This window comes from Streptomyces sp. NPDC056480 (genome assembly GCF_042795405.1).
Taxonomy (GTDB): domain Bacteria; phylum Actinomycetota; class Actinomycetes; order Streptomycetales; family Streptomycetaceae; genus Streptomyces.
In genome coordinates this window covers 17051-36278 of record NZ_JBHTSA010000041.1, presented here as the reverse complement: position 1 = coordinate 36278, position 19228 = coordinate 17051, and the positions used below count along the sequence as shown (strand labels likewise).

Here is a 19228-nt window from a genome sequence, read left to right as displayed (position 1 = left end):
GTGCCCCCTGCCGGTCCCGACAGATGATAGGGCGGACGTCCGCCCGGAGGCGCTCGCGGTGGTCATCATGGTGAACTGCCGGGGAACTCGCCTCCCGTGGCAGTTACTTGTGGGTACGAAGTCTTGTCAGCCGCCCTTTGTTTACGCGAACATACTGCGGCACGGCCCCCACCCGTCACCCACCGAAGGCCTTCATGAAGAAGTCACTGCTGGGAGTCGCGCTCGCCGCGGCCCTCATCGCCGCCGGGGCCCCGGCCACCGCCGCACCGGCCCGCGCCAGCGCGCCCGCGCCCTCGTCCACGCCCACGCCCACGCCCACGCCCGCACTCTCGTCCGCCGGCTCCCTGCTCGCCGACAGCTGGCAGCCGCCGCTCAGTACCCGCGGCCGCTATGTCGTGGACGCCCGCGGGGACCGCTTCAAGCTCAAGTCCGTCAACTGGCACGGCGCCCAGGGCTCGTACAACGGCACCGGAGACGTGAACGACCCCGCCAGCCACCACGACGCCGAGAAGTCCGACCAGGTGCCCCTGGGCCTCGACCGAGCACCGCTCGCGAGCATCCTGGCCGACTTCCACCGGCTCGGCGCCAACAGCATCCGCCTGCCGTTCTCCAACGAGATGCTGCACGACCAGCGGGCCGTGCCGGACGCCGCCGTCGCGGCCAACCCGGCCCTCAAGGGGAAGACCCCGCTCCAGGTCTTCGACGCAGTGATCGCGGCCACCACCGCCGAAGGGTTCGCGGTCGTCCTCAACAACCACACCAACACCTCCCGTTGGTGCTGCGGACTGGACGGCAACGAACGCTGGAACACCAGCCAGTCCACCGCTCAGTGGGAGGCCGACTGGCTCTTCCTCGCCAAGCGCTACAAGGACGATAAGCGGGTCGTCGGCGCCGACCTCTACAACGAGGTCCGCCGCACGGTCATGGACGACGCCAACTGGGGCTGGGGCAACGACCACGACTGGTGGGCCGCCTCCCAGCGGGTCGGCGACCGGCTGCTCACCGAGGCCAACCCCGATCTCCTCGTCATCGTCGAGGGCATCAACTGGCAGGGCATCCCCACCGACCTCACCCCGCACGGGCGGCCCACCCTCGAACCGGCCCGCGAGCTGTCCCACACCCTGGTCGCCTCGAACAAGCTCGTCTACTCGGCCCACTTCTACGGCTACACCGGCCCCCACCACACCGGCGCGACCGGCACGGGCGAGACCAGCGACTGGCGCTACCAGGAACTCCCCCGTGAAGAGCTGTTCCAGACCCTGCAGCGTCAGGCCCTCTTCGTCGCCGACGACACCCGGCGCCACTACACCGCGCCCGTCTGGATCAGCGAGTTCGGCATCGGAGCCGACGAGACCAACCCGCAGGGCCGGACCTGGTTCGCGAACTTCGTCGACTACCTCATCGAGCACGACGTCGACTTCGCCTACTGGCCCGCGGTCGGCTTCACCGGCCACGGACGGTGGAAGCTGCTGGACTACGACAGCCAGGGCCGGCGCTCCGGCATCCTCGACGGCGGTGACTGGCGCACACCGCACTGGCAGCGGCTCGTCGACGCCCCCGGCAGGACCGGTGCCGTATCCGTCGCCGACTCCTGGGACATGCTCACCACGGACCACGCCGACCTCGTCCAGTCCCTCCGCGCCCGCGCGAAGGGCGACTGGGACAACGGCGCCCGCAAGGCGGCCTGCCCCGACGGCCAGCGGATCGTCGGGCTCTCCCACGACGGCGGGCGCGGTCTGTGCACCGACACCGGAGCCCGCGGACTCGCCGCGCCCGCGGGCGCGCTGACCGTCGTGACCGACGAGCGTCACGTCTCCGACGGCGACTGGGCCGGCGGCTACACCAAGTTCCAGTGCCCCGCCGACCAGTTCATGGTCGGCTACAGCCTCCGCGGCCGGGCCGTGTCCGCCGTGCTGTGCGCCCAGGCCGCCCGAACCCTGCCGAAGGCCGGCCGCACGCTCTGGTTCGACCGCGGAGACAACCGTCCCGCCGACGCGCCCGGCGGCGAGTTCGCCCTCGGCAACTACAAGGGCCAGTGCGGCAGCGGCGAGTACGCGGCCGGTGTCGCGCACAGCGGTGCCTGGGCGAGGGGCAACAAGCCCGCCGCCCTGCTCTGCCGGACCCTCTGAGGGGGTCGGCCGGTCGCCGTCCGCCCTCGGCGCGGACGGCGCCACGGTGCCGGCGGACACCGGACGAACACGTCCACCGCGTCCGCCGGCACCGAGCACGGGTCACCAGACACCGAGCACCAGACACAGGTCACAGGTCACCGAGCACCAGACACCGGTCACCGGAGACCGAGCACCAGTCACCGGCTGCCGTGTCAGGTCCGGCCCGTCCCGTCCCGGCCCGTCGTCGACCCTCTCAGAGCAGACCCCGCCGCTCGTCCTCGGTCACGGTCGGGGCGACCGGGGGAACGACCACCCGGCGGCGGCGCAGGATGCTCGTGTACACGGCGGTGCCGATGATGCCGACGGCCATGAGGATCAGCCCCACCAGATCGAGGTTGACCCCGTCGACCTCCCAGTCGGACGCGAAGGTGAGTATGGCTCCGACGGCGATCAGGATGATGCAGACTCCCAGGCCCATGTTTCCTCCCTAGTCTCCCTCCCCCGTGGGGACGGATGTTCCTCGCGTACCCCGGTCCGCGACTCTCACCCTCCGCGGCAGGAGGCCGAGAGCCCGGGGCGGGGGGAGGTTTGGCGTGCTCGACGGCGGTGAGGCGTACGGGACGACCCCGTTCGACTCATCCACTGGGGAGCACATGGAGACCGTAGTTCGCCTGGCGATCTCCGTCGGCGGCTCGGCGCTGGCGGCCTTCGTCGTCTGCCGCGTGGCGGACCTGCTGGCGCGGTTCGCCGACGCCCGGCATCCGGAGACCCCGCTGTGGGGGCTGCTGCGCCGCTGCCGCACACCGCTGTACGTCGTCGTACTCGCCGCCCTGCTCAGATGGGCCTATCCGGTGGCGGCGCCCGAGGAGGGGCCGCTCGCAGAGCACGCGGGGGCGGTGAGCCGTGTCCTGCTGCTGTGTCTGATCGGCGGCGGAGCCTGGCTGACGGTGCGTACGGTCGCGGCCGTCGTCGAGTCCTCGTACGCGCGGTACGCCGGACGTTCACGCGACGCCGCCCGGCTCCGCCGGGTCCGTACGCAGGTCACGCTGATCATGCGGGTGGTGTCCGTCGCCGTCGGGGTGGTCGCCGCCGCCGCGGCCCTCGTCACCTTCCCCTCCTTCCGTACCCTCGGCACGTCCCTGCTCGCCTCGGCCGGCATCATCGGCATCGTGGCCGGCGTGGCGGCCCAGTCGACGCTGAGCAACCTCTTCGCCGGCTTCCAGATCGCGTTCGGCGACATGGTCCGCATCGGCGACACCGTCGTCGTGGACGGCGAATGGGGTGTCGTGGAGGAGGTGACCCTGACCTTCCTCACGGTCAGGACCTGGGACGAGCGCCGTGTCACGCTCCCCGTCTCGTACTTCACCTCGCGGCCGTTCGAGAACTGGTCGCGCGGCGGCGCGGAGATGACGGGGGCGGTGTTCGTCCACTGCGACCACACGACACCGGTCGCGCTCGCACGGGCGCACCTCGAGAAGTTCCTCGCCACGTGCGGCACCTGGGACGGGCGTGGCTGGGACCTCGCCGTCACCGACACCTCGCCGACCGGCATCACGGTACGGGCGATCGTGACCGCCAAGGACGCCGACGACCTGTGGACGACCCGTTGCGCCGTACGCGAGGAACTCGTCGGCTGGCTCGCGCGGGAGCACCCGGGCGCCCTCCCGAAGGTCGTCACCGCTCCCGCGGCCGACGCCTTCGACCAGGCACGGCCCGACCGGTAGGGGAGGCGCGCCCGGAGCGCGCCTAGAGGTGGGCAGGTGGCGGGGCGGTGCTCTTCCTGACGACGAGGCTGGTCGCCAGCTCCATGCGGGTCACCGAGGGCTCCCCCGCGCGCAGGCGGAGCAGCATCTGCACCGCTTCCTCGCCCATCTCCCGCAGCGGCTGGTGGATCGTGGTGAGCGGTGGGCTCGACCAGCGCGCGATCATCACGTCGTCGTAGCCGACGACGGACAGGTCCTCGGGCACGCGCAGCCCGCACACCCGGGCCGCCTCCATGACTCCGAGCGCCTGCAGGTCGCTTCCCGCGAAGACGGCGGTCGGCCGGTCCGGCAGTTGCAGCAGCTCCATGGCCCGCGCGTGTCCGCCCTCGACGTGGAAGTCGCCGAAGCGGACGAGGGAGGGGTCGTGGGTGAGGCCGGCCATGTTCAGCGCGGACCGGTAGCCGTCGAGCCTGGCCAGTGAACACAGCATGTCCTCGGGGCCGGTGATGATGCCGATGCGCCGGTGTCCGAGGTCGATGAGGTGGCGGGTCGCCGCGACGCCCCCGGACCAGTTCGCCGATCCGACGGACGGCACGTCGGGTTCGGGGTCGCCCGCCGGGTCGACGATCACGAAGGGGATCGACCGCGCGTCGAGCTGCCGCTTGACGGCGTCGGGGAGGGAGGAGAACACCAGGACCACGCCGATCGGCCGGCGCTGCAGGACGCCTTCGATCCAGTCCGGGGCCGGGGCGTGACGGGTGCCGCTCTCGGTCAGCACGACGCTCGCCTGGTGGGCCTTGGCGAGGTTCTCCACTCCGCGGATCAGTTCCATCGACCACACGCTGTCGAGCTCGTGGAAGACGAGTTCGATGAGGGGCGCCTCCCTGGCGACGCGGGTGGTCCGCCGGTACGAGTGCGTCTCGAGGAGCTGCTCCACCTTGACGCGGGTGGCCGACGATACGTCCTGCCTGCCGTTGAGGACTTTCGAAACTGTCGAAAGCGACACTCCGGCCTGCTGCGCCACCTCCGCCAGCGTGATGCGCCTGCTCTCCTCGCCATCTCCCATCTGAGCAGCATAAAGCACCACTCCGCGCCTGGACATGGTCACGCTTCGATAACTCCCCACCGCAGGGTTGACCCGTTCGTCACGCCAACTTTACCGTCCGACGGCAGTGAAGTTTCGAAACAACGAGCGAAACTCTTTCGAAAGGTGAGGCGATGAAGCGTCACGTACGGCTCCTCAGAACTGCTGTCGTCGGTGGAGCGTCGCTGGCCATGGCGCTGTCCCTGGCGGCGTGCGGCGGCTCGGGTGACTCCGCCGGAGGCAGCCGGGCCGAGATCCACGTCCTGGTGTACGGCGATGCCACCAACAAGGTGGAGAAGCAGCTCGTCGACACCTTCAACAAGACCTCGAAGGTCAAGGCGGTCCTCGACACCATCCCCGGCGCCGACTACCAGTCCAAGCTGCAGACGATCATCAGCGGCAAGCAGGCCCCCGACCTCTTCTTCAACTGGGGCGGCGGCAGCATCAAGCCGTATGTCGACGCGGGCCTGCTCATGCCGCTGGACGACTTCATCGCCAAGGACCCGGGCCTGAAGTCCCAGTTCCTGCCGTCGGTCTTCAACACCGCGGTCGTCGACGGCAAGCCCTACGGCATCCCCATGCGGGGCACGCAGCCCGTCCTGCTCTTCAGCAACAAGAAGGTCCTGGCGGAGGCCGGTGTCACCGCGCCGCGCACCTGGGACGAGCTCCTGGCCGCCGTCAAGGCGCTCAAGGCCAAGGGCGTCACCCCCATCGCTCTCGGCGGCGGCGACAAGTGGCCGACCCAGATGTGGTTCCAGTACGTCTACGACCGGGTGGCCGGCCCCGACCACTTCCAGAAGGCGGTGAACGGGGACAAGAGCGTCTGGGCGAGCGCGGACAGCAAGAAGGCGCTCGGCATGCTCAAGGAGCTGATCGACGCCGGAGCCTTCGGCACCAACTACGACTCGGTCAAGTTCACCGACGGCGGCTCGCCCGCCCTGCTCGCCTCCGGGAAGGCCGCTTTCGAGCTCATGGGCTCCTGGGAGTACGCCACCCTCCAGGACGCCTACCCGGACTTCGTGAAGAGCGACCTCGGCTACGGCACCTTCCCGACCGTCGAGGGCGGCAAGGGCGACCCGGACAACCTCGCCGGCAACACCAACAACTTCTACTCGGTCCTGAAGACCACCGAGCACCCCGAGGCCGTGGCGGAGTTCCTGAAGCTCATGTACTCGGACGCGTTCGTCAAGGGCCAGCTCGGCATCGGCAACCTGCCCACCACCGCCAACACCCCGAAGTTCCTCGACGGCTCCGCCAACCCCGCCTACTCGACGTACCAGTACGACCTGGTGAAGAAGGCCCCCTCCTTCCAGCTCTCCTGGGACCAGGCCTATCCCCCGGCGGCCACGACCACCATTCACCAGGCCGTCCAGCAGTTCTTCAGCGGACAGTCGGGTCCCGACGCCTTCATCGCCGCCATGCAGACCCTGCCCGCGGCCTGACCTCCGGAACGCCCGACATGACCACTGCCGCAGTCCCCACCGTGGACAGCACCGAGAAGAGCGCCCGGCGCGGACGGCCCGGCGGCCCCGTGACCGGTGTGGGCCGCCCGGGCATCGCCTGGGCGGCGCCCGCCGCCGTCTTCTTCGGCCTGTTCGCCCTCGTACCGCTCCTCCTGGTCGTCGTCCTGTCCTTCACCCGCTGGAACGGCCTCGGTTCCCCGGAGTTCGCCGGCCTGGACAACTGGAGCCGGCTGCTCGACGACCCCGTGATGGTGAAGAGCCTCTGGCTGAGCCTGGTGTTCACCGTGCTCGGCGTCGTCGTCCAGACCCCGCTCAGCATCCTGCTCGGCGTCTGGGCCGCCGGCCCGCAGCGCAACCGGGCCGTGCTCTCCGCCGTCTACTTCGTCCCGCTCCTGCTGTCCATCACCGCGGTCTCCGTCCTGTGGCGCGCCGTGCTCGACCCCAACTTCGGGGTCCCCTCCCAGGCGACGTGGCTCTTCGGCGACGGCAACCTGTTCGGCACGCAGGTCGGCGCCATCGGCGTCCTCGTCTTCGTCGGCACCTGGCAGTTCACCCCCCTGCACACCCTGATCTACCAGGGCGCCGCCCGGGCCGTCCCCGGGGTCCTCTACGAGGCCGCCCGGATCGACGGCGCGGGCACGGTCCGCCAGTTCTTCCACATCACCCTGCCGCAGCTGCGCAACACCGTGGTCACCTCGATGATCCTGATGGTGGTCGGCGGACTCACGACCTTCGACACCGTGCTGATCCTCACCCAGGGCGGGCCGGGCACCGACACCACGAACAGCGCGTACTACATGTACCAGAAGGCCTTCAAGAGCTTCGACTTCGGAGGGGCCTCCGCGATCGCGCTCCTCCTCGTCCTCGTGGCCACGCTCGTCTCACTGGTCATGGTGCGCCTCACCGGCTACGACAGGATGCGCAGCACCATGGAGGGCGTGTGATGAGAAGCCGCCCCAACTACCTCGCCGGGCTGGGCTCGTTGCTCTGGCTGTTCGTGGTCGGTCTGCCGCTGTACGTCATGCTGGTCGCCACCTTCCAGTCCCGTACGGAGTACGCGGCGAACGGCCCGCTGGCCCTCCCCGAGCGCTTCACCCTCGACAACTACGTCAACGACCTCGACGAGGGCTTCGCGCAGTACTTCCTCAACACGGTCGTCGTCACCGTCTGCGTGGTCGGCATCGTCCTGCTCCTCGTACCGCCCCTCGCGTACGCCATCGTGCGCAGCGACGGCAGGGGCACCGGCCGGATCTTCCGGCTCTTCCTGCTCGGGCTCGCCATCCCGTCCCAGGCCGTCATCGTCCCGATGTTCTACCTCATCAACGAGGCGGGCCTGTACGACAACCTCCTCGGCGTCATCCTGCCGACCGCCGCCTTCGCGATGCCCGTCTGTGCCCTGATCCTCTCCGGCGTCATGCGGGACATCACCCCCGAGCTCTACGAGGCGATGACCGTCGACGGGGCCTCCCCCTGGAGGATCTTCTTCCGGCTGGTGCTGCCCCTGTCGAAGAGCGGTCTCTCCACCGTCGTGGTGTTCTCCTCGCTCCAGGCCTGGAACGGCTTCCTGTTCCCGCTCGTGCTCACGCAGTCCTCGGAGAACAAGGTCATCACCATGGGCCTCTACGACTTCCAGACGGAACACGGCGTCGACATCCCCGGTCTCCTCTCGGCCGTCGTCCTGTCCATGCTCCCCATCCTGCTCGTGTATCTGTTCGCCCGTCGCGCCCTGGTCCAGGGCCTGATGGGGGTCGGAGGAAAGTGACCGGCACCATGGCCGTCCAGCACCAAGCCCCGTACCGCGCCTGGCGCGACCCCGCGCTGAGCGCGGAGGACCGAGTCGACGCGCTGATCGGCGAGATGACCCTGAAGGAGAAGGCCGCCCAGCTCTTCGGCGTATGGGTCGGCGCCTCCGACGAGGGCTCCGGGGTCGCGCCGCACCAGCACGACATGGAAGAGCCGGTCGACCTCGACGGCCTGCTGCCCGACGGCCTCGGTCAGCTCACCCGGCCCTTCGGAACCGTGCCCGTCGACCCCGCCCTCGGCGCCCTCTCCCTGATGCGGACACAGGCGCGGATCACCGCCGCGAACCGCTTCGGCATCCCGGCGGTCGCCCACGAGGAATGCCTCGCGGGCTTCGCGGCCTGGGGCGCCACCGCCTATCCCGTCCCCCTCTCGTGGGGGGCCACCTTCGACCCGGCGCTCGTACGGGAGATGGCAGCCGCCATCGGCCGCGACATGCGGGCCGTCGGCGTCCACCAGGGGCTCGCCCCCGTACTCGACGTCGTCCGCGACGCACGCTGGGGGCGCGTCGAGGAGACCATCGGCGAGGACCCCTATCTCGTCGGGACGATCGCCACCGCCTATGTCCAGGGTCTCGAGTCCGCCGGGGTCGTCGCCACCCTCAAGCACTTCGCCGGCTACTCCGCCTCCCGGGCCGGCCGCAACCTCGCCCCCGTCGGCATGGGCGCAAGGGAGCTGGCCGACGTGATCCTTCCGCCGTTCGAGATGGCGGTCCGGGAGAGCGGCGTCCGGTCGGTCATGCACGCCTACACCGACACCGACGGCGTTCCCTCGGCGGCCGACGACCGGCTGCTCACCGGACTCCTCCGGGACACCTGGGGCTTCACCGGCACCGTCGTGGCCGACTACTTCGGGATCGCGTTCCTGAAGACCCTGCACGGCGTCGCCGGCACGTTCGGCGAGGCGGCCGGTGCGGCCCTCGCGGCCGGCGTCGACGTGGAACTGCCCACCGTCAAGACCTTCGGTGCCCCGCTCCTGGACGCGGTCCGGCAGGGCGACGTGCCCGAGGTGCTCGTGGACCGCGCGGTCCGGCGGGTCCTCCTGCAGAAGACCCGGCTCGGGCTGCTCGACCCCGACTGGAGCCCGGTCCCTCCGGCACTGCGGGCCGCCGACACCACGGCCGGCCCCGATGCCCTCCGGGGCACGGTCGACCTGGACCCGGCCGCCAACCGGGAACTGGCCGGCCGCATCGCCGAACGGGCCGTCGTGCTGCTCCGCAACGACGGGACCCTGCCGCTCGACCCGCTCGCTCCCCGCCGGATCGCCCTGATCGGCCCCAACTCCGAGGCCCCCACGGCCGTTCTCGGCTGCTACGCCTTTCCCGTCCACGTCGGCGGACAGCACCCCGACGTCCCCGTCGGGATCGCCCTGCCCACCCTGCGCGAGGCCCTCGTGGCCGAGTTCCCCGGCGCCGAGGTCCTGGTGGCACGGGGCACCGGCGTCGACGACGGCGGGACCGAGGGTTTCGCCGAGGCCCTCGACATCGCCCGCGGCGCCGACGTCGTCGTGGCGGCCCTCGGCGACCGCGCGGGGCTGTTCGGACGCGGTACCAGCGGAGAGGGCTGCGACGCCGAGTCCCTGGTCCTCCCCGGCGCGCAGAGCCTGTTGCTCGACGCCCTTCTCGACACCGGCACTCCGGTCGTGACGACCCTGCTGGCCGGCCGGCCCTACGCGCTCGGCCGCGCGGCCGACGAGTCCGCCGCCGTCCTGCAGTCCTTCTTCCCCGGCGAGGCCGGAACGGCCGCCATCGCCTCCGTCCTCAGCGGACGGACCGGCCCGAGCGGCCGCCTGCCCGTCAGCGTGCCGCGCCACCCCGGGGCCCAGCCGTCCACCTACCTGGCCGCCCGTCTCGGCCACAGCAGCGAGGTCTCCAGCATCGACCCGACCCCGGCCTTCGGCTTCGGACACGGCCTCACCTACACCTCCTTCGCGTGGAGCGACCTGGCCGTCGAGGACACCGAGGTCCCCACGGACGGCGAGGTGCGGCTCGCCCTCACCGTGGCGAACGCCGGCGACCGCGCCGGAACCGAACTCGTACAGCTGTATCTGCACGACCCGGTGGCCTCCGTCGTCCAGCCCGTGCAGCGACTCGTCGGGTACGTGCGTCTCGACCTGGCCCCCGGCCACAGGGCCCGGATCCGCGCGGTCGTCCCCGCGGACCTCGCGTCGTTCACCGGCAGGGCCGGGCGGCGCGTCGTGGAACCGGGAGAGCTGGAGCTGCGGCTCGGCGCGTCCAGTACGGAGCCGCGGCTGACGGCCCGGGTGACCCTGACGGGTCCGGTGCGGCAGGTCGACCACCGCCGGCGTCTGCACGCCGACTTCGAGGTCCTCCGGCACGCCTGCCGCTGACCGGAGGATCGCGACCGCCCGGCCGAGGGCATGGGAGAGGGCCCGAACTCGTCGAGTTCGGGCCCTCCTCCGGAGCCGCCCTCAGATCATCGGGCCGCCGAAGGGGCCTCCCAGGCCGTAGTACGAGCCCAGCTCGTGACGGTAGGCGGGGTCCTCGAGGTGCTTCTCGCGGGAGAACTCGGGGGCCTCCTTGATCTGCTCCTTGGTGCGGTCGACGAAGACCTTCTGCTCGTCCAGATCGATCCGGACCACGGTGGCGGCCGGAAGGAGGACCTCCTTGCCGAAGATCCAGACCCCCGTGTCCACGACCAGATAGGAGTCCCCGACCTCGTCGGAGTGCTTGTCCACCTTCCCGATGCGGCCGTCGATCGCCTCGACCTTGTAGCCGGTCAGTTCGGTGCCGGCCAGGTGACCCGCGGTCGACTTGTAGCTCCACACGTGCTCACTCACGCGAAAACAACTCCTCCGGTAGGCGAGGGCGGCCGGCGAACTGCCACCGCCCTCCTTCTCCGTGTGTCTTTCGCAGCGGGGCGCGTTCCCCGCCTGGCCATCGCCTGCCCCGAGTCGAGCGGGCCAATCCCCCCGCACCGCGCTGCTAGGCTCCGCTCTTCGCTTGATCGTTTACAGATCGCCGGTCGGGGGGGCGTGACACACAAGCCCCTTGACGGCACGGGGAATTCGGGGGCCCACCACATGAGAATCGGTACGACGGGGGCGTCCATGGTGCTCGCGGGGGCGCTGCTGTGCGGCCTTTCCGCCTGCTCGTCGGACAGCGGAGCGAGCGGTGGCGGTGCGGGCCGTGGCGGCGCGGGCGCCGGGGGTGCGGCGAGCGGGAGTGGCGCCGGGGGCGCGGACGGTGCTCCGCTTTCGAGCAGGATCGCCGCCCCCTCCGCGTTCGACACGGCCAAGGGCTGGGAGGTCGAGGCCGCGTGGCTCCCCCGGGGACAGCCCCTGCCCTACGCGGTCTCGCAGAAGGCCGGCACGGTCGCCCATCTCGACAAGACCGGGCGGGGCTACGTCCTGAACGTGCGGGAAGCGGCGTCCGGCAAGGTGCTGTCCACGAGCAAGCCGTGGCAGGGCCCCCAGCCCACCGAGAGGCAGGCGGACGAGACGTCCGGCGCCCTGGCCGTCCCGCAGATCGCCCTGATCTCCCGCCGGGACCGCGAGTACTTCGCGGTGTGGGCGCGGGGCGAGGCGCGCAAGGACGAGCTCCACGAGTCCAGGGAGGTCGTCGCCGTCGCGTTCTACCCGGCCGGTGCCGCGGGCAAGGACATGGCCCCGGTCGGCGCGGGGGGCGCGGAGGCCCCTGACGGCGAGTTCGACCGGCCCAGCGTGCTGCCGGGGCCGGGCGGCCTGGTCGTCACCTCGTACGGCGGCGACAGCATTCTGGTGTCCGTCGAAGGCAAGGTGCGGGACACCAGCGACGCGAAGGTCAGTCTGAACGGCGAGTCGGTGGACCCCGACTACCTGATGTCGTTCCCGAGCGCCCAGGGTCTTGTGACGAACGGCGACGACGTCTTCGGGGGCGACGGCGGTTTCGGCGCCGACGCCGGCTGGCGGAGCACGCGCGTGGCTCCGCCCGGCGTGGAGGCCGTGCTCACGAGGCAGAGCGTGACCTCGGGCAGGACGGAGACGCCCAACGGCCGCATCGTCGGTGCCGCCGGCGGCTACGTGATCGCCAACTGGCTCACCGCGGCCGACGACGTCTCCGCCGTCCACGACATGGCGACGGGCGCCGTGCGCGCCACCGCCCCGTGTCAGACCGCCGACACCGAGTACGCCATCCGCATCCCGGACCCGAGGTCCGGCGCCGGAGTGAAGCCGGCTCTCTCCCCCGACGGGCGTTTCCTGGTCGACGGCGGCAACGTCTTCGACCTGCGGACCGGCAAGGGCACCTGCGCCGACCAGGGCCAGGACGCCAAGAAGATCACCCTCAGGACCGTCGGGGACGACGGCACCGCCTACGGGACCGCGGGTGAGGAGCCTCCCCTGACGCCGGTCTCCGTCTCCGCCACCACCGGCGCCGCCGCTCCCCTGCCGGAGGCGACCGCCCTGCCCGCCGCGATGGCCTCCGGCGCGGGCCTGTTCGTGACGTACGCCGGGACCGACACCATCCGCCTGATCGCCCTCCGCCTGAAGAAGTAGGGCGGCACGCCGCACGAGCCTTCCCGACCCGCCCGGACACGGCCCTTGCGCAGCGCCGTTCAGGGCTGGGGCCCGACGTCGAGCCCCAGCCCTCGCGCGTCCCGCTCCGGGCGGACGGCCGTGGGGGCAGAGGCGCCGGCCCCGTGGCGAACCTGACGGACTTGGTGAGCGCCGACCGGCCCGACGCTGCCGTTCGCGTCAACATCCGGCTGATTCCATTCGAAAACGTTCGTACAGCACGGGTGTCGCAGGATGCCGTTCACGTGGGCGCATTACCCTTCGTTGACCCACCCTTGGGCTTGCTTTGGCGAACTCTGATGATGGTGTGACCAGAGGGAGGAGCGTTCTTACCGATGTCAGTCCGCACCTCCGCGGCCCTGCGCGCGACCCTCCTCCTCGTCCTCGCCCTCGTCTGCGGCACCTTCGTCCTGCCCACCCCCACCGGTCCCTCGCCCCCGCTCGAACAGCCCCGCGTCCAGCAGGCCGCACCGGCCACGGCGTACGAGTCCGTGCCCGCGGGGGAGGGCGAGGCCGATGCCCCCAGGGGCTCCGTCCTCCACCGTGACCGGCGGCGGGCCGGCACCGCGGCCGCGGGCCCTCCCGGCCCGCCGCCGCTCGTCACCCGCACCGCACCGCTCGCGGCTCCGCCGGCCGGCCGCACCGGCGGCCCGGACACCCGGCCGAGACCGCTCTCCGCCCACGACTCCTCCGCTCTCCAGGTGTTCCTCTGCTGACAGGCCGGCACCGCCCCGCGCCGACCTGTCAGCCCGACGCGCCCCCACGGCGCGCCAGGAGGAAACCTTCATGCAGCCCCTCATCGACCACGCCCGCCGATTCGGACAGCGCCCTGAGGAGTTCGCCCCGCACGCCGCGGGCCAGTCCCCGGCCGTCCTGTTCGTCACCTGCTCCGACTCCAGGGTCGTACCCGCCCTGATCACCGGCGCCCGGCCGGGCCAGCTCTTCGAACTGCGCACGGCGGGCGGCATCGTGCCCCCGTACCGCACCGGCAACCCCAGCGGGGAGGCCGCCACCATCGAGTACGCCGTCGAGGTCCTCGGCGTCGAGGACGTCGTCGTCTGCGGCCACTCCCACTGCGGCGCGGTGGGCGCCCTCGTCCGGGGCGAGGACCTGAGCGCCGTGCCCGCCGTACGCGAGTGGCTCGCCCACGCGGCACCCGACGGGGCCCCGGGCCGCCCCGACGACCCGGCCGTCGCCGAAGCCGTCCACGGCCACGTCCTCGCCCAACTCCTCCGCCTGCGCTCCTATCCGTGCGTCGGACGGAGGCAGGCGGACGGCCTGCTCCGCCTGCACGGCTGGTACTACGAGGTGCACACGGGCGCCGTCCTGGAGTACCGCCCCGGGTCCGACGCCTTCGAGGCGCTGTGACCGGGGACGTCCGGACGCCGCGCTCCTTCCCGTTCCCGCGGCAGGACTTCGCCGCGTCCCTCGTCGTCTTCCTCGTCGCCCTCCCGCTCTGCATCGGCGTCGCCGTCGCCTCCGGCGTCCCCGCCGAACTGGGCCTCATCACCGGCATCGTCGGCGGCATCGTCACCGGCCTGATGCGGGGCAGCAGCCTCCAGGTCTCCGGCCCGGCCGCCGGCCTCACCGTGCTCGTCCTCGAAGCGGTCCGGGCCTTCGGCCTCCCCGCGCTCGGAGTCATCGTCCTGGCGGCCGGCCTGCTGCAGATCGCCATGGGCCTGCTCCGCTGGGGCCGGTGGTTCCGCGCGATCTCCCTCTCCGTCGTCGAGGGCATGCTCGCGGGCATCGGCCTGGTCATCATCGCCGGGCAGCTCTACGCCGCGGCCGGAATCCCCGCCCCCGAGTCCGGTCTCGACAAGCTCACGGGCCTGCCGGGTGCCCTGGTCGAAGCCCTGGGGAGCCGAACGGCCCTCGTATCGCTCGCCGTCGGGGCCGGCACCGTCGTCCTCATCGTCGGCTGGCGGCGGATGCCACGACGGGTCCGCGCGGTACCCGGCGCCCTGGTGGCGGTCCTCCTGGCCGCCGTCGCGACCGCCGTCTTCGACCTCCCGGTGCAGACCGTGCGGGTGAGCGGCGTGCTGGAGGCCGTCCACCTGCCGGGCTCCGCGGCCCTCTCCTCCCTCGCCGACCCCGCGGTCCTCGGCACGGTCCTGGCGTTCGCCCTGATCGCCTCCGCCGAGTCGCTGTTCAGCGCGGCGGCGGTCGACCGGCTTCACACCGGACCGCGCACGGACTACGACAGGGAACTCGTCGCACAGGGCGCGGGCAACACCCTGTGCGGTCTGCTCGGTGCCCTGCCGCTCACCGCGGTCATCGTGCGCAGCTCGGCCAACGTCGAGGCGGGCGCCCGGACGAAGGCGTCCCGGGTCCTCCACGGAGTATGGCTGCTGCTCTTCGTCGCCCTGCTGCCCGCCGTCCTCGCGTACATCCCGCTGGCCGCGCTGGCCGGGATCCTCGTGCACGCCGGCTGGAAGCTCATCCCGTTCAAGGGTGTCGTGACGCTGTGGCGCCGCCACCGGGGCGAGGCCCTGGTCCTCGTGGCGACGGCGACGGCCATCGTCGCGGTCGGCATGTTCGAGGGTGTCCTGATCGGCCTCGCCCTGTCGGTCGCCAAGGCCGCCTGGGAGGCGTCGCACCTGCGGATCGAGCACAGCGACGACGGACGCGGCGCGATCCGCGTCCGGCTCCAGGGGACGATCACCTTTCTGCGGCTGCCGCAGATACTCGACAGTCTGGAGGCCCTTCCCGGCGACCGCCGGGTGGTCCTGGACCTCACCGGGGTCCACCACCTGGACCACGCCTGCCGGGCGGCGCTCGAGACGTGGGCCGAGCGCCACAGCGGCGCCGACGCCGAGGCCGTCCGCGCCGACACCGCACCGGACCGCCGCGAGGGCTCCGCCGCGGGCCCGGTGAGCACTCCGCGCTGAAACCCGCACGTGACGGGGGGCGACGCATCGCGCGTCGCCCCCTGTTCGCTGCCCGCGGGACCGCTCCTCGTCCTCCCCGGAGGCCCTTCGGGGCTCGAGCCGTCACAATGAGACGCGGGCGCGGTCGAGGAGATGTCCGAACCTCCGATCCGCCTCCGCGTGGTACCGAGGAGGTCGCCATGAGTCACTCCACGGACGACCGGCGCGTGCTCGCCGAGATCGAACGGCGCCTCGCACGCGACGATCCCGAGCTCTGTACGCTCTTGGCCACGCTGATCCGGCAGTTCCCACCCGGGCCGGAAGAGCCCCGCCCGGACGGGCCCCGTCCGGCAGCCCGTACGGGGCGGAGGCGTCTTCGCCGCAGGCCGGCCGTGATCCTCTTCGCGCTGATCGCGGTGCTCGGCCTGATCCTCACCGCGATCCTGACCGCCCCGTCCTCCCCGCCGCCCGCAGAGGACTCGCCGTCGGGCACCCACTCCGGGTCCCTCCTGACCCCTCCAGGACGGTGACCGTGCGTATCTGACCGAAGCCGTCGGCGCGCGCCGGGATGCTCCGCCGGCGGCCGGGCCCGGTGACGGGCCGGGCGGTGGGCGCGCGCCGGGCGGTGGGGGCGGGCCCGGAGTGCGGAGCGGTGGGTCCATAGGCTGAGCCCATGTCTGCCACGTTGAGTCCCACGAAAGCCGCCGCCGCTCTGCGTACGGCGGCTCGTGTGTCCGCCGAGTCGTTGTTGGTGCTGCTGATGGCCGGGGTGGCCCTGTGGGTCCTGGGCCGGATGTGGTCGGTCGTCTGGCCGCTCGTCGTCGGCCTGATCCTCACCACCCTGACCTGGCCTCCGGCTCGTTTCCTCCGGCGGCACGGCTGGCCTCCCGCCCTGGCGGCGGCGGTCGTCACGGTCTCCTTCATCCTGGCCGTGGTCGGCATCGTCGCGCTCATCTCGGTGCCGGTCGCCTCCCAGTCCGGGGAGCTCTCCGACGGCGTGGTCGAGGGAATCCAGCGGCTGCGCGAGTGGGCGGCCGGGCCGCCGCTGAACATCGGCGACGACGAGATCTCCGGCGCACTCGACACGGCGATGGCCCGCCTCCAGGACAGCATCGGCAGCATGGTCACCGCGATCGCGACCGGCGTGGGCACGGTGTTCAACGGTGTGGTCACGGCCTTCCTCGCCCTCTTCCTGATGTTCTTCTTCCTCAAGGACGGCCCCCGGTTCGTCCCGTGGCTCACCCGCCAGCTCCCCGGACGGCTCGCCGTCGACGTCCCGGTCGTGGCGGAGCGGAGCTGGGACACGCTGGGGGCGTTCGTGCGCAGTCAGGCCTTCGTCGGCCTCATCGACGCCGTGCTCATCGGCGTCGGTCTGTGGATACTCGACGTACCCCTGGTCCTCCCCCTCGCCGTACTGACCTTCGTCACCGCGTTCGTGCCGATCGTGGGCGCCCTCTTCGCCGGCCTGGTCGCGGTGCTCATCGCGCTCGTGTCGAACGGCGTCACCGACGCGCTGATCGTCCTGGCGATCATCGTCGTGGTGCAGCAGTTGGAGGGGAACGTCTTCCAGCCCATGATCCAGAGTCGCGGACTCGGGCTGCACGCGGCCGTCGTCCTGCTCGCCGTGACGCTCGGCGGCAGCCTGGCCGGCATCGTGGGCAGTCTGCTCGCCGTCCCCGTGGCCGCGCTCATCGCGGTCTTCTGGAACTACCTGCGGGAGCAGCTCGGCGACGAGACGCCGGAACAGGACCCGGACGAGGCAGACGCCCCCGTCCCCGTCACGACCTGAGCCGACGCCCGGCCGGCCGCCGGTCCGCGGCGCCGGGCCGGCCGCCGGTCCTGCGGCGCTGCCCGACGCCCGGCCGGCCACCGGTCCCGCGGCGCCGGACCGAAGGACGGTGGCCCCGGAACGCGCGGGCCGGCAGGAGAGGAGTCACTAACGGTCGGGACATGGACGCGATACGCGGCGGAAACGGGCCGTCCCTAATTTCTGTCAACCGACAGGAATTCGCAGGACCTCACTCCGCGACAGGGGACCGCCATGACCGTGACGACCGATCCCACTCCCCCAGCACCTCCCCCGGCCGGCGCGAAGGGCGGAGGGTCACCCGACGGTCCGCCCGACAGCTCACTCGCCTCGTTCGGCTATCCCCAGGAGCTGCGCCGCAGGATGGGGCGGTACGCGTCCTTCGCCGCCGGGTTCTCCTTCATCTCCGTACTGACCACCGTGTTCCAGTTCTTCTCCCTCGGCTACTCCTTCGGCGGGCCGGTCTTCTTCTGGACCTGGCCCGCCGTCCTCGCCGGCCAACTCCTCGTCGCCGCCTGCTTCGCCGAACTGGCCGCCCGGATGCCCATCTCGGGGGCGATCTACCAGTGGGCGAGCAGACTCGGCAGCCCGTCCTTCGGCTGGTACGCGGGCTGGATCATGGTGACGGGGCGGATCGTGGTCGTGGCCGCCGCCGCCCTCGCGCTCCAGGTCGTATTGCCCGCCGTCTGGCCCGGCTTCCAGGTGGTCGGCGGCGATCCTTCGCCCACGACGACCAGCGGCGCCGCGAACGCCGCCCTCCTCGGACTGGTCCTGCTCGCGCTCACCACCCTGCTCAACGTCCTCGACAACCGCGCGCTGTCGGCCGTCAACACGATCGGCGTCACCGCCGAGATCGCCGGCGTCGCCCTGATCGTCACCCTCCTCGCCACCCACGCGGAGCGCGCTCCCGGCATCACCCTGCACACCGGCGACCAGGGCGGCCTGATCACGGCGCTCCTCGTGGGCTCGTTCACCGCCGCGTACGTCCTCATCGGCTTCGAGAGCGCGAGCGAGATGAGCGAGGAGACCGTCAACCCCCGGCGCACCGCTCCCCGCACGACGCTCAGCGCCCTCACCACGTCCGGCGTCTGCGGAGGGCTGCTGCTGCTCGGCGGGCTGCTCGCCGCGCCCAGCCTCACCGACGGACGGCTCGCGGCCGAGGGCCTGGGGTACGTGCTCACCAGCACCCTGGGCGACGGCCTCGGCCGGGTCCTGCTCGCCGATGTGGCCCTGGCCGTCTGCGCGGCGACGCTTGCGATCCAGACCTCGGCGACCCGGATGCTCTACTCGATGGCGCGCGACGGCGTCCTCCCGCGGTCGGCACGACTGGCACGGGTGCCCCGGCGGACCGGGATGCCGGGGGCGGCGGCCGTGGTGGTCGGAGTCTGCGCGGGGCTGCTGCTCCTGCTCAACCTCGCCTCGCCGCAGGCGATCCTGGCCATAGGCACCACGTGCATCGCGATGGTGTACCTGGCGTACGCGATGGTCACGGGCCCGATGCTGGTCCGGCGCCTGAGGGGTGAGTGGCCGCCGCCTGCCGACGGCACCCGGGACGAGCTCGGGCGGCCGCTGTTCTCCCTCGGCCGCTGGGGCCTCCCCGTCAACGCGCTCGCCGTCGCCTACGGGATCTTCATGACGGTCAACCTCTCCTGGCCGCGCGCCGAGGTGTACGACCCGGATGGCGGCCACTGGTACTTCCGGTGGTTCACCGTCCTGGTCCTCGGCTCCACGGTGGCGAGCGGCGCGGCATACCGTTGGTACCGCGGCCGCGGCCGCGGGGGCGCCGGTCCCGCGGTCGGGGAAGCGGGCCGCCGCGTCCTGACGGACCCCGAGTCCGAGGCCGTGCGCGCCTGAGACCCGCAGGGCGCTCCGCCCCGTCGG

General features: G+C 71.9%; 16 protein-coding genes. 13 read left to right on the top strand and 3 right to left on the bottom strand.

Translation table 11 applies throughout. The features are described from left to right. Nucleotides 1–194 precede the first annotated feature (194 nt). Nucleotides 195–2129, top strand: coding sequence for a cellulase family glycosylhydrolase (locus ACFQ79_RS19690; RefSeq protein WP_383585115.1), 1935 nt, complete (start codon nt 195–197; stop codon nt 2127–2129). 235 nt (nt 2130–2364) lie between these two features. Here ACFQ79_RS19690 and ACFQ79_RS19685 read toward each other — a convergent pair whose 3' ends face one another. Further along, on the bottom strand, nt 2365–2589 hold the full coding sequence (locus ACFQ79_RS19685) for a DUF6458 family protein (RefSeq protein WP_383585113.1): 225 nt from the start codon (nt 2587–2589) through the stop codon (nt 2365–2367). Nucleotides 2590–2764: 175 nt separating this feature from the next. Between ACFQ79_RS19685 and ACFQ79_RS19680 the strand changes: the two genes are divergently transcribed. Further along, nucleotides 2765–3835, top strand: coding sequence for a mechanosensitive ion channel family protein (locus ACFQ79_RS19680; protein WP_383585111.1), 1071 nt, complete (start codon nt 2765–2767; stop codon nt 3833–3835). Between the two features lie 22 nt (nt 3836–3857). Here ACFQ79_RS19680 and ACFQ79_RS19675 read toward each other — a convergent pair whose 3' ends face one another. Continuing rightward, complete coding sequence (locus tag ACFQ79_RS19675) at nt 3858–4880, bottom strand: LacI family DNA-binding transcriptional regulator (protein WP_383585109.1); 1023 nt, start codon at nt 4878–4880, stop codon at nt 3858–3860. A gap of 152 nt (nt 4881–5032) precedes the next feature. Here ACFQ79_RS19675 and ACFQ79_RS19670 point away from each other — a divergent pair, with 152 nt between their 5' ends. From ACFQ79_RS19670 to ACFQ79_RS19655, 4 genes are read left to right on the top strand one after another with little or no spacing between them, the layout of a single operon-like run. Further along, nucleotides 5033–6340 carry an ABC transporter substrate-binding protein gene (locus ACFQ79_RS19670; protein ID WP_383585107.1) on the top strand — a complete coding sequence of 436 codons (1308 nt, stop codon included), beginning with the start codon at nt 5033–5035 and terminating at the stop codon, nt 6338–6340. Nucleotides 6341–6357: 17 nt separating this feature from the next. Then, on the top strand, nt 6358–7305 hold the full coding sequence (locus ACFQ79_RS19665; RefSeq protein ID WP_383585105.1) for a carbohydrate ABC transporter permease: 948 nt from the start codon (nt 6358–6360) through the stop codon (nt 7303–7305). Further along, nucleotides 7305–8123, top strand: coding sequence for a carbohydrate ABC transporter permease (locus ACFQ79_RS19660; protein ID WP_383585103.1), 819 nt, complete (start codon nt 7305–7307; stop codon nt 8121–8123). Before ACFQ79_RS19665 ends, ACFQ79_RS19660 begins: the two co-directional genes overlap by 1 nt. 8 nt (nt 8124–8131) lie before the next feature. Beyond that, entirely contained in the window at nt 8132–10510 is a 2379-nt protein-coding gene (locus ACFQ79_RS19655) for a beta-glucosidase (protein WP_383585102.1), read from the top strand. An 81-nt stretch (nt 10511–10591) separates the two neighbouring features. Here ACFQ79_RS19655 and ACFQ79_RS19650 read toward each other — a convergent pair whose 3' ends face one another. After that, the gene (locus tag ACFQ79_RS19650) at nt 10592–10960 is read right to left on the bottom strand and encodes a PRC-barrel domain-containing protein (RefSeq protein WP_383585099.1); all 369 of its coding nucleotides are present in this window, start codon (nt 10958–10960) and stop codon (nt 10592–10594) included. Between the two features lie 243 nt (nt 10961–11203). Here ACFQ79_RS19650 and ACFQ79_RS19645 point away from each other — a divergent pair, with 243 nt between their 5' ends. From ACFQ79_RS19645 to ACFQ79_RS19615, 7 genes are all read left to right on the top strand, one after another. Further along, complete coding sequence (locus ACFQ79_RS19645) at nt 11204–12655, top strand: hypothetical protein (protein WP_383585097.1); 1452 nt, start codon at nt 11204–11206, stop codon at nt 12653–12655. A 353-nt stretch (nt 12656–13008) separates the two neighbouring features. Beyond that, nucleotides 13009–13389, top strand: a complete 381-nt coding sequence (locus tag ACFQ79_RS19640) for a hypothetical protein (protein ID WP_383585095.1) — start codon at nt 13009–13011, stop codon at nt 13387–13389. Nucleotides 13390–13459: 70 nt separating this feature from the next. Next, nucleotides 13460–14041, top strand: a complete 582-nt coding sequence (locus ACFQ79_RS19635) for a carbonic anhydrase (RefSeq protein WP_383585093.1) — start codon at nt 13460–13462, stop codon at nt 14039–14041. After that, a complete protein-coding gene (locus ACFQ79_RS19630; RefSeq protein WP_383585091.1) occupies nt 14038–15561 on the top strand; it encodes a SulP family inorganic anion transporter in 1524 nt (507 codons plus the stop codon). Before ACFQ79_RS19635 ends, ACFQ79_RS19630 begins: the two co-directional genes overlap by 4 nt. 179 nt (nt 15562–15740) lie before the next feature. Continuing rightward, nucleotides 15741–16070, top strand: coding sequence for a DUF3040 domain-containing protein (locus ACFQ79_RS19625; protein ID WP_383585089.1), 330 nt, complete (start codon nt 15741–15743; stop codon nt 16068–16070). A gap of 143 nt (nt 16071–16213) precedes the next feature. After that, nucleotides 16214–17329, top strand: coding sequence for an AI-2E family transporter (locus ACFQ79_RS19620; RefSeq protein ID WP_383585087.1), 1116 nt, complete (start codon nt 16214–16216; stop codon nt 17327–17329). A gap of 252 nt (nt 17330–17581) precedes the next feature. After that, nucleotides 17582–19201, top strand: a complete 1620-nt coding sequence (locus ACFQ79_RS19615) for an amino acid permease (protein ID WP_383585085.1) — start codon at nt 17582–17584, stop codon at nt 19199–19201. Nucleotides 19202–19228: the final 27 nt, after the last annotated feature.

Bases quoted from the DNA above. Each gene is read 5' to 3' on its own strand.
- ACFQ79_RS19640 (WP_383585095.1), top strand. From the start codon at position 13,009: ATGTCAGTCCGCACCTCCGCGGCCCTGCGCGCGACCCTCCTCCTCGTC.
- ACFQ79_RS19615 (WP_383585085.1), top strand. From the start codon at position 17,582: ATGACCGTGACGACCGATCCCACTCCCCCAGCACCTCCCCCGGCCGGC.
- ACFQ79_RS19635 (WP_383585093.1), top strand. From the start codon at position 13,460: ATGCAGCCCCTCATCGACCACGCCCGCCGATTCGGACAGCGCCCTGAG.
- ACFQ79_RS19675 (WP_383585109.1), bottom strand. From the start codon at position 4,880: ATGGGAGATGGCGAGGAGAGCAGGCGCATCACGCTGGCGGAGGTGGCG.
- ACFQ79_RS19625 (WP_383585089.1), top strand. From the start codon at position 15,741: ATGAGTCACTCCACGGACGACCGGCGCGTGCTCGCCGAGATCGAACGG.
- ACFQ79_RS19685 (WP_383585113.1), bottom strand. From the start codon at position 2,589: ATGGGCCTGGGAGTCTGCATCATCCTGATCGCCGTCGGAGCCATACTC.
- ACFQ79_RS19645 (WP_383585097.1), top strand. From the start codon at position 11,204: ATGAGAATCGGTACGACGGGGGCGTCCATGGTGCTCGCGGGGGCGCTG.
- ACFQ79_RS19690 (WP_383585115.1), top strand. From the start codon at position 195: ATGAAGAAGTCACTGCTGGGAGTCGCGCTCGCCGCGGCCCTCATCGCC.
- ACFQ79_RS19655 (WP_383585102.1), top strand. From the start codon at position 8,132: ATGGCCGTCCAGCACCAAGCCCCGTACCGCGCCTGGCGCGACCCCGCG.
- ACFQ79_RS19680 (WP_383585111.1), top strand. From the start codon at position 2,765: ATGGAGACCGTAGTTCGCCTGGCGATCTCCGTCGGCGGCTCGGCGCTG.
- ACFQ79_RS19620 (WP_383585087.1), top strand. From the start codon at position 16,214: ATGTCTGCCACGTTGAGTCCCACGAAAGCCGCCGCCGCTCTGCGTACG.
- ACFQ79_RS19660 (WP_383585103.1), top strand. From the start codon at position 7,305: ATGAGAAGCCGCCCCAACTACCTCGCCGGGCTGGGCTCGTTGCTCTGG.
- ACFQ79_RS19670 (WP_383585107.1), top strand. From the start codon at position 5,033: ATGAAGCGTCACGTACGGCTCCTCAGAACTGCTGTCGTCGGTGGAGCG.
- ACFQ79_RS19665 (WP_383585105.1), top strand. From the start codon at position 6,358: ATGACCACTGCCGCAGTCCCCACCGTGGACAGCACCGAGAAGAGCGCC.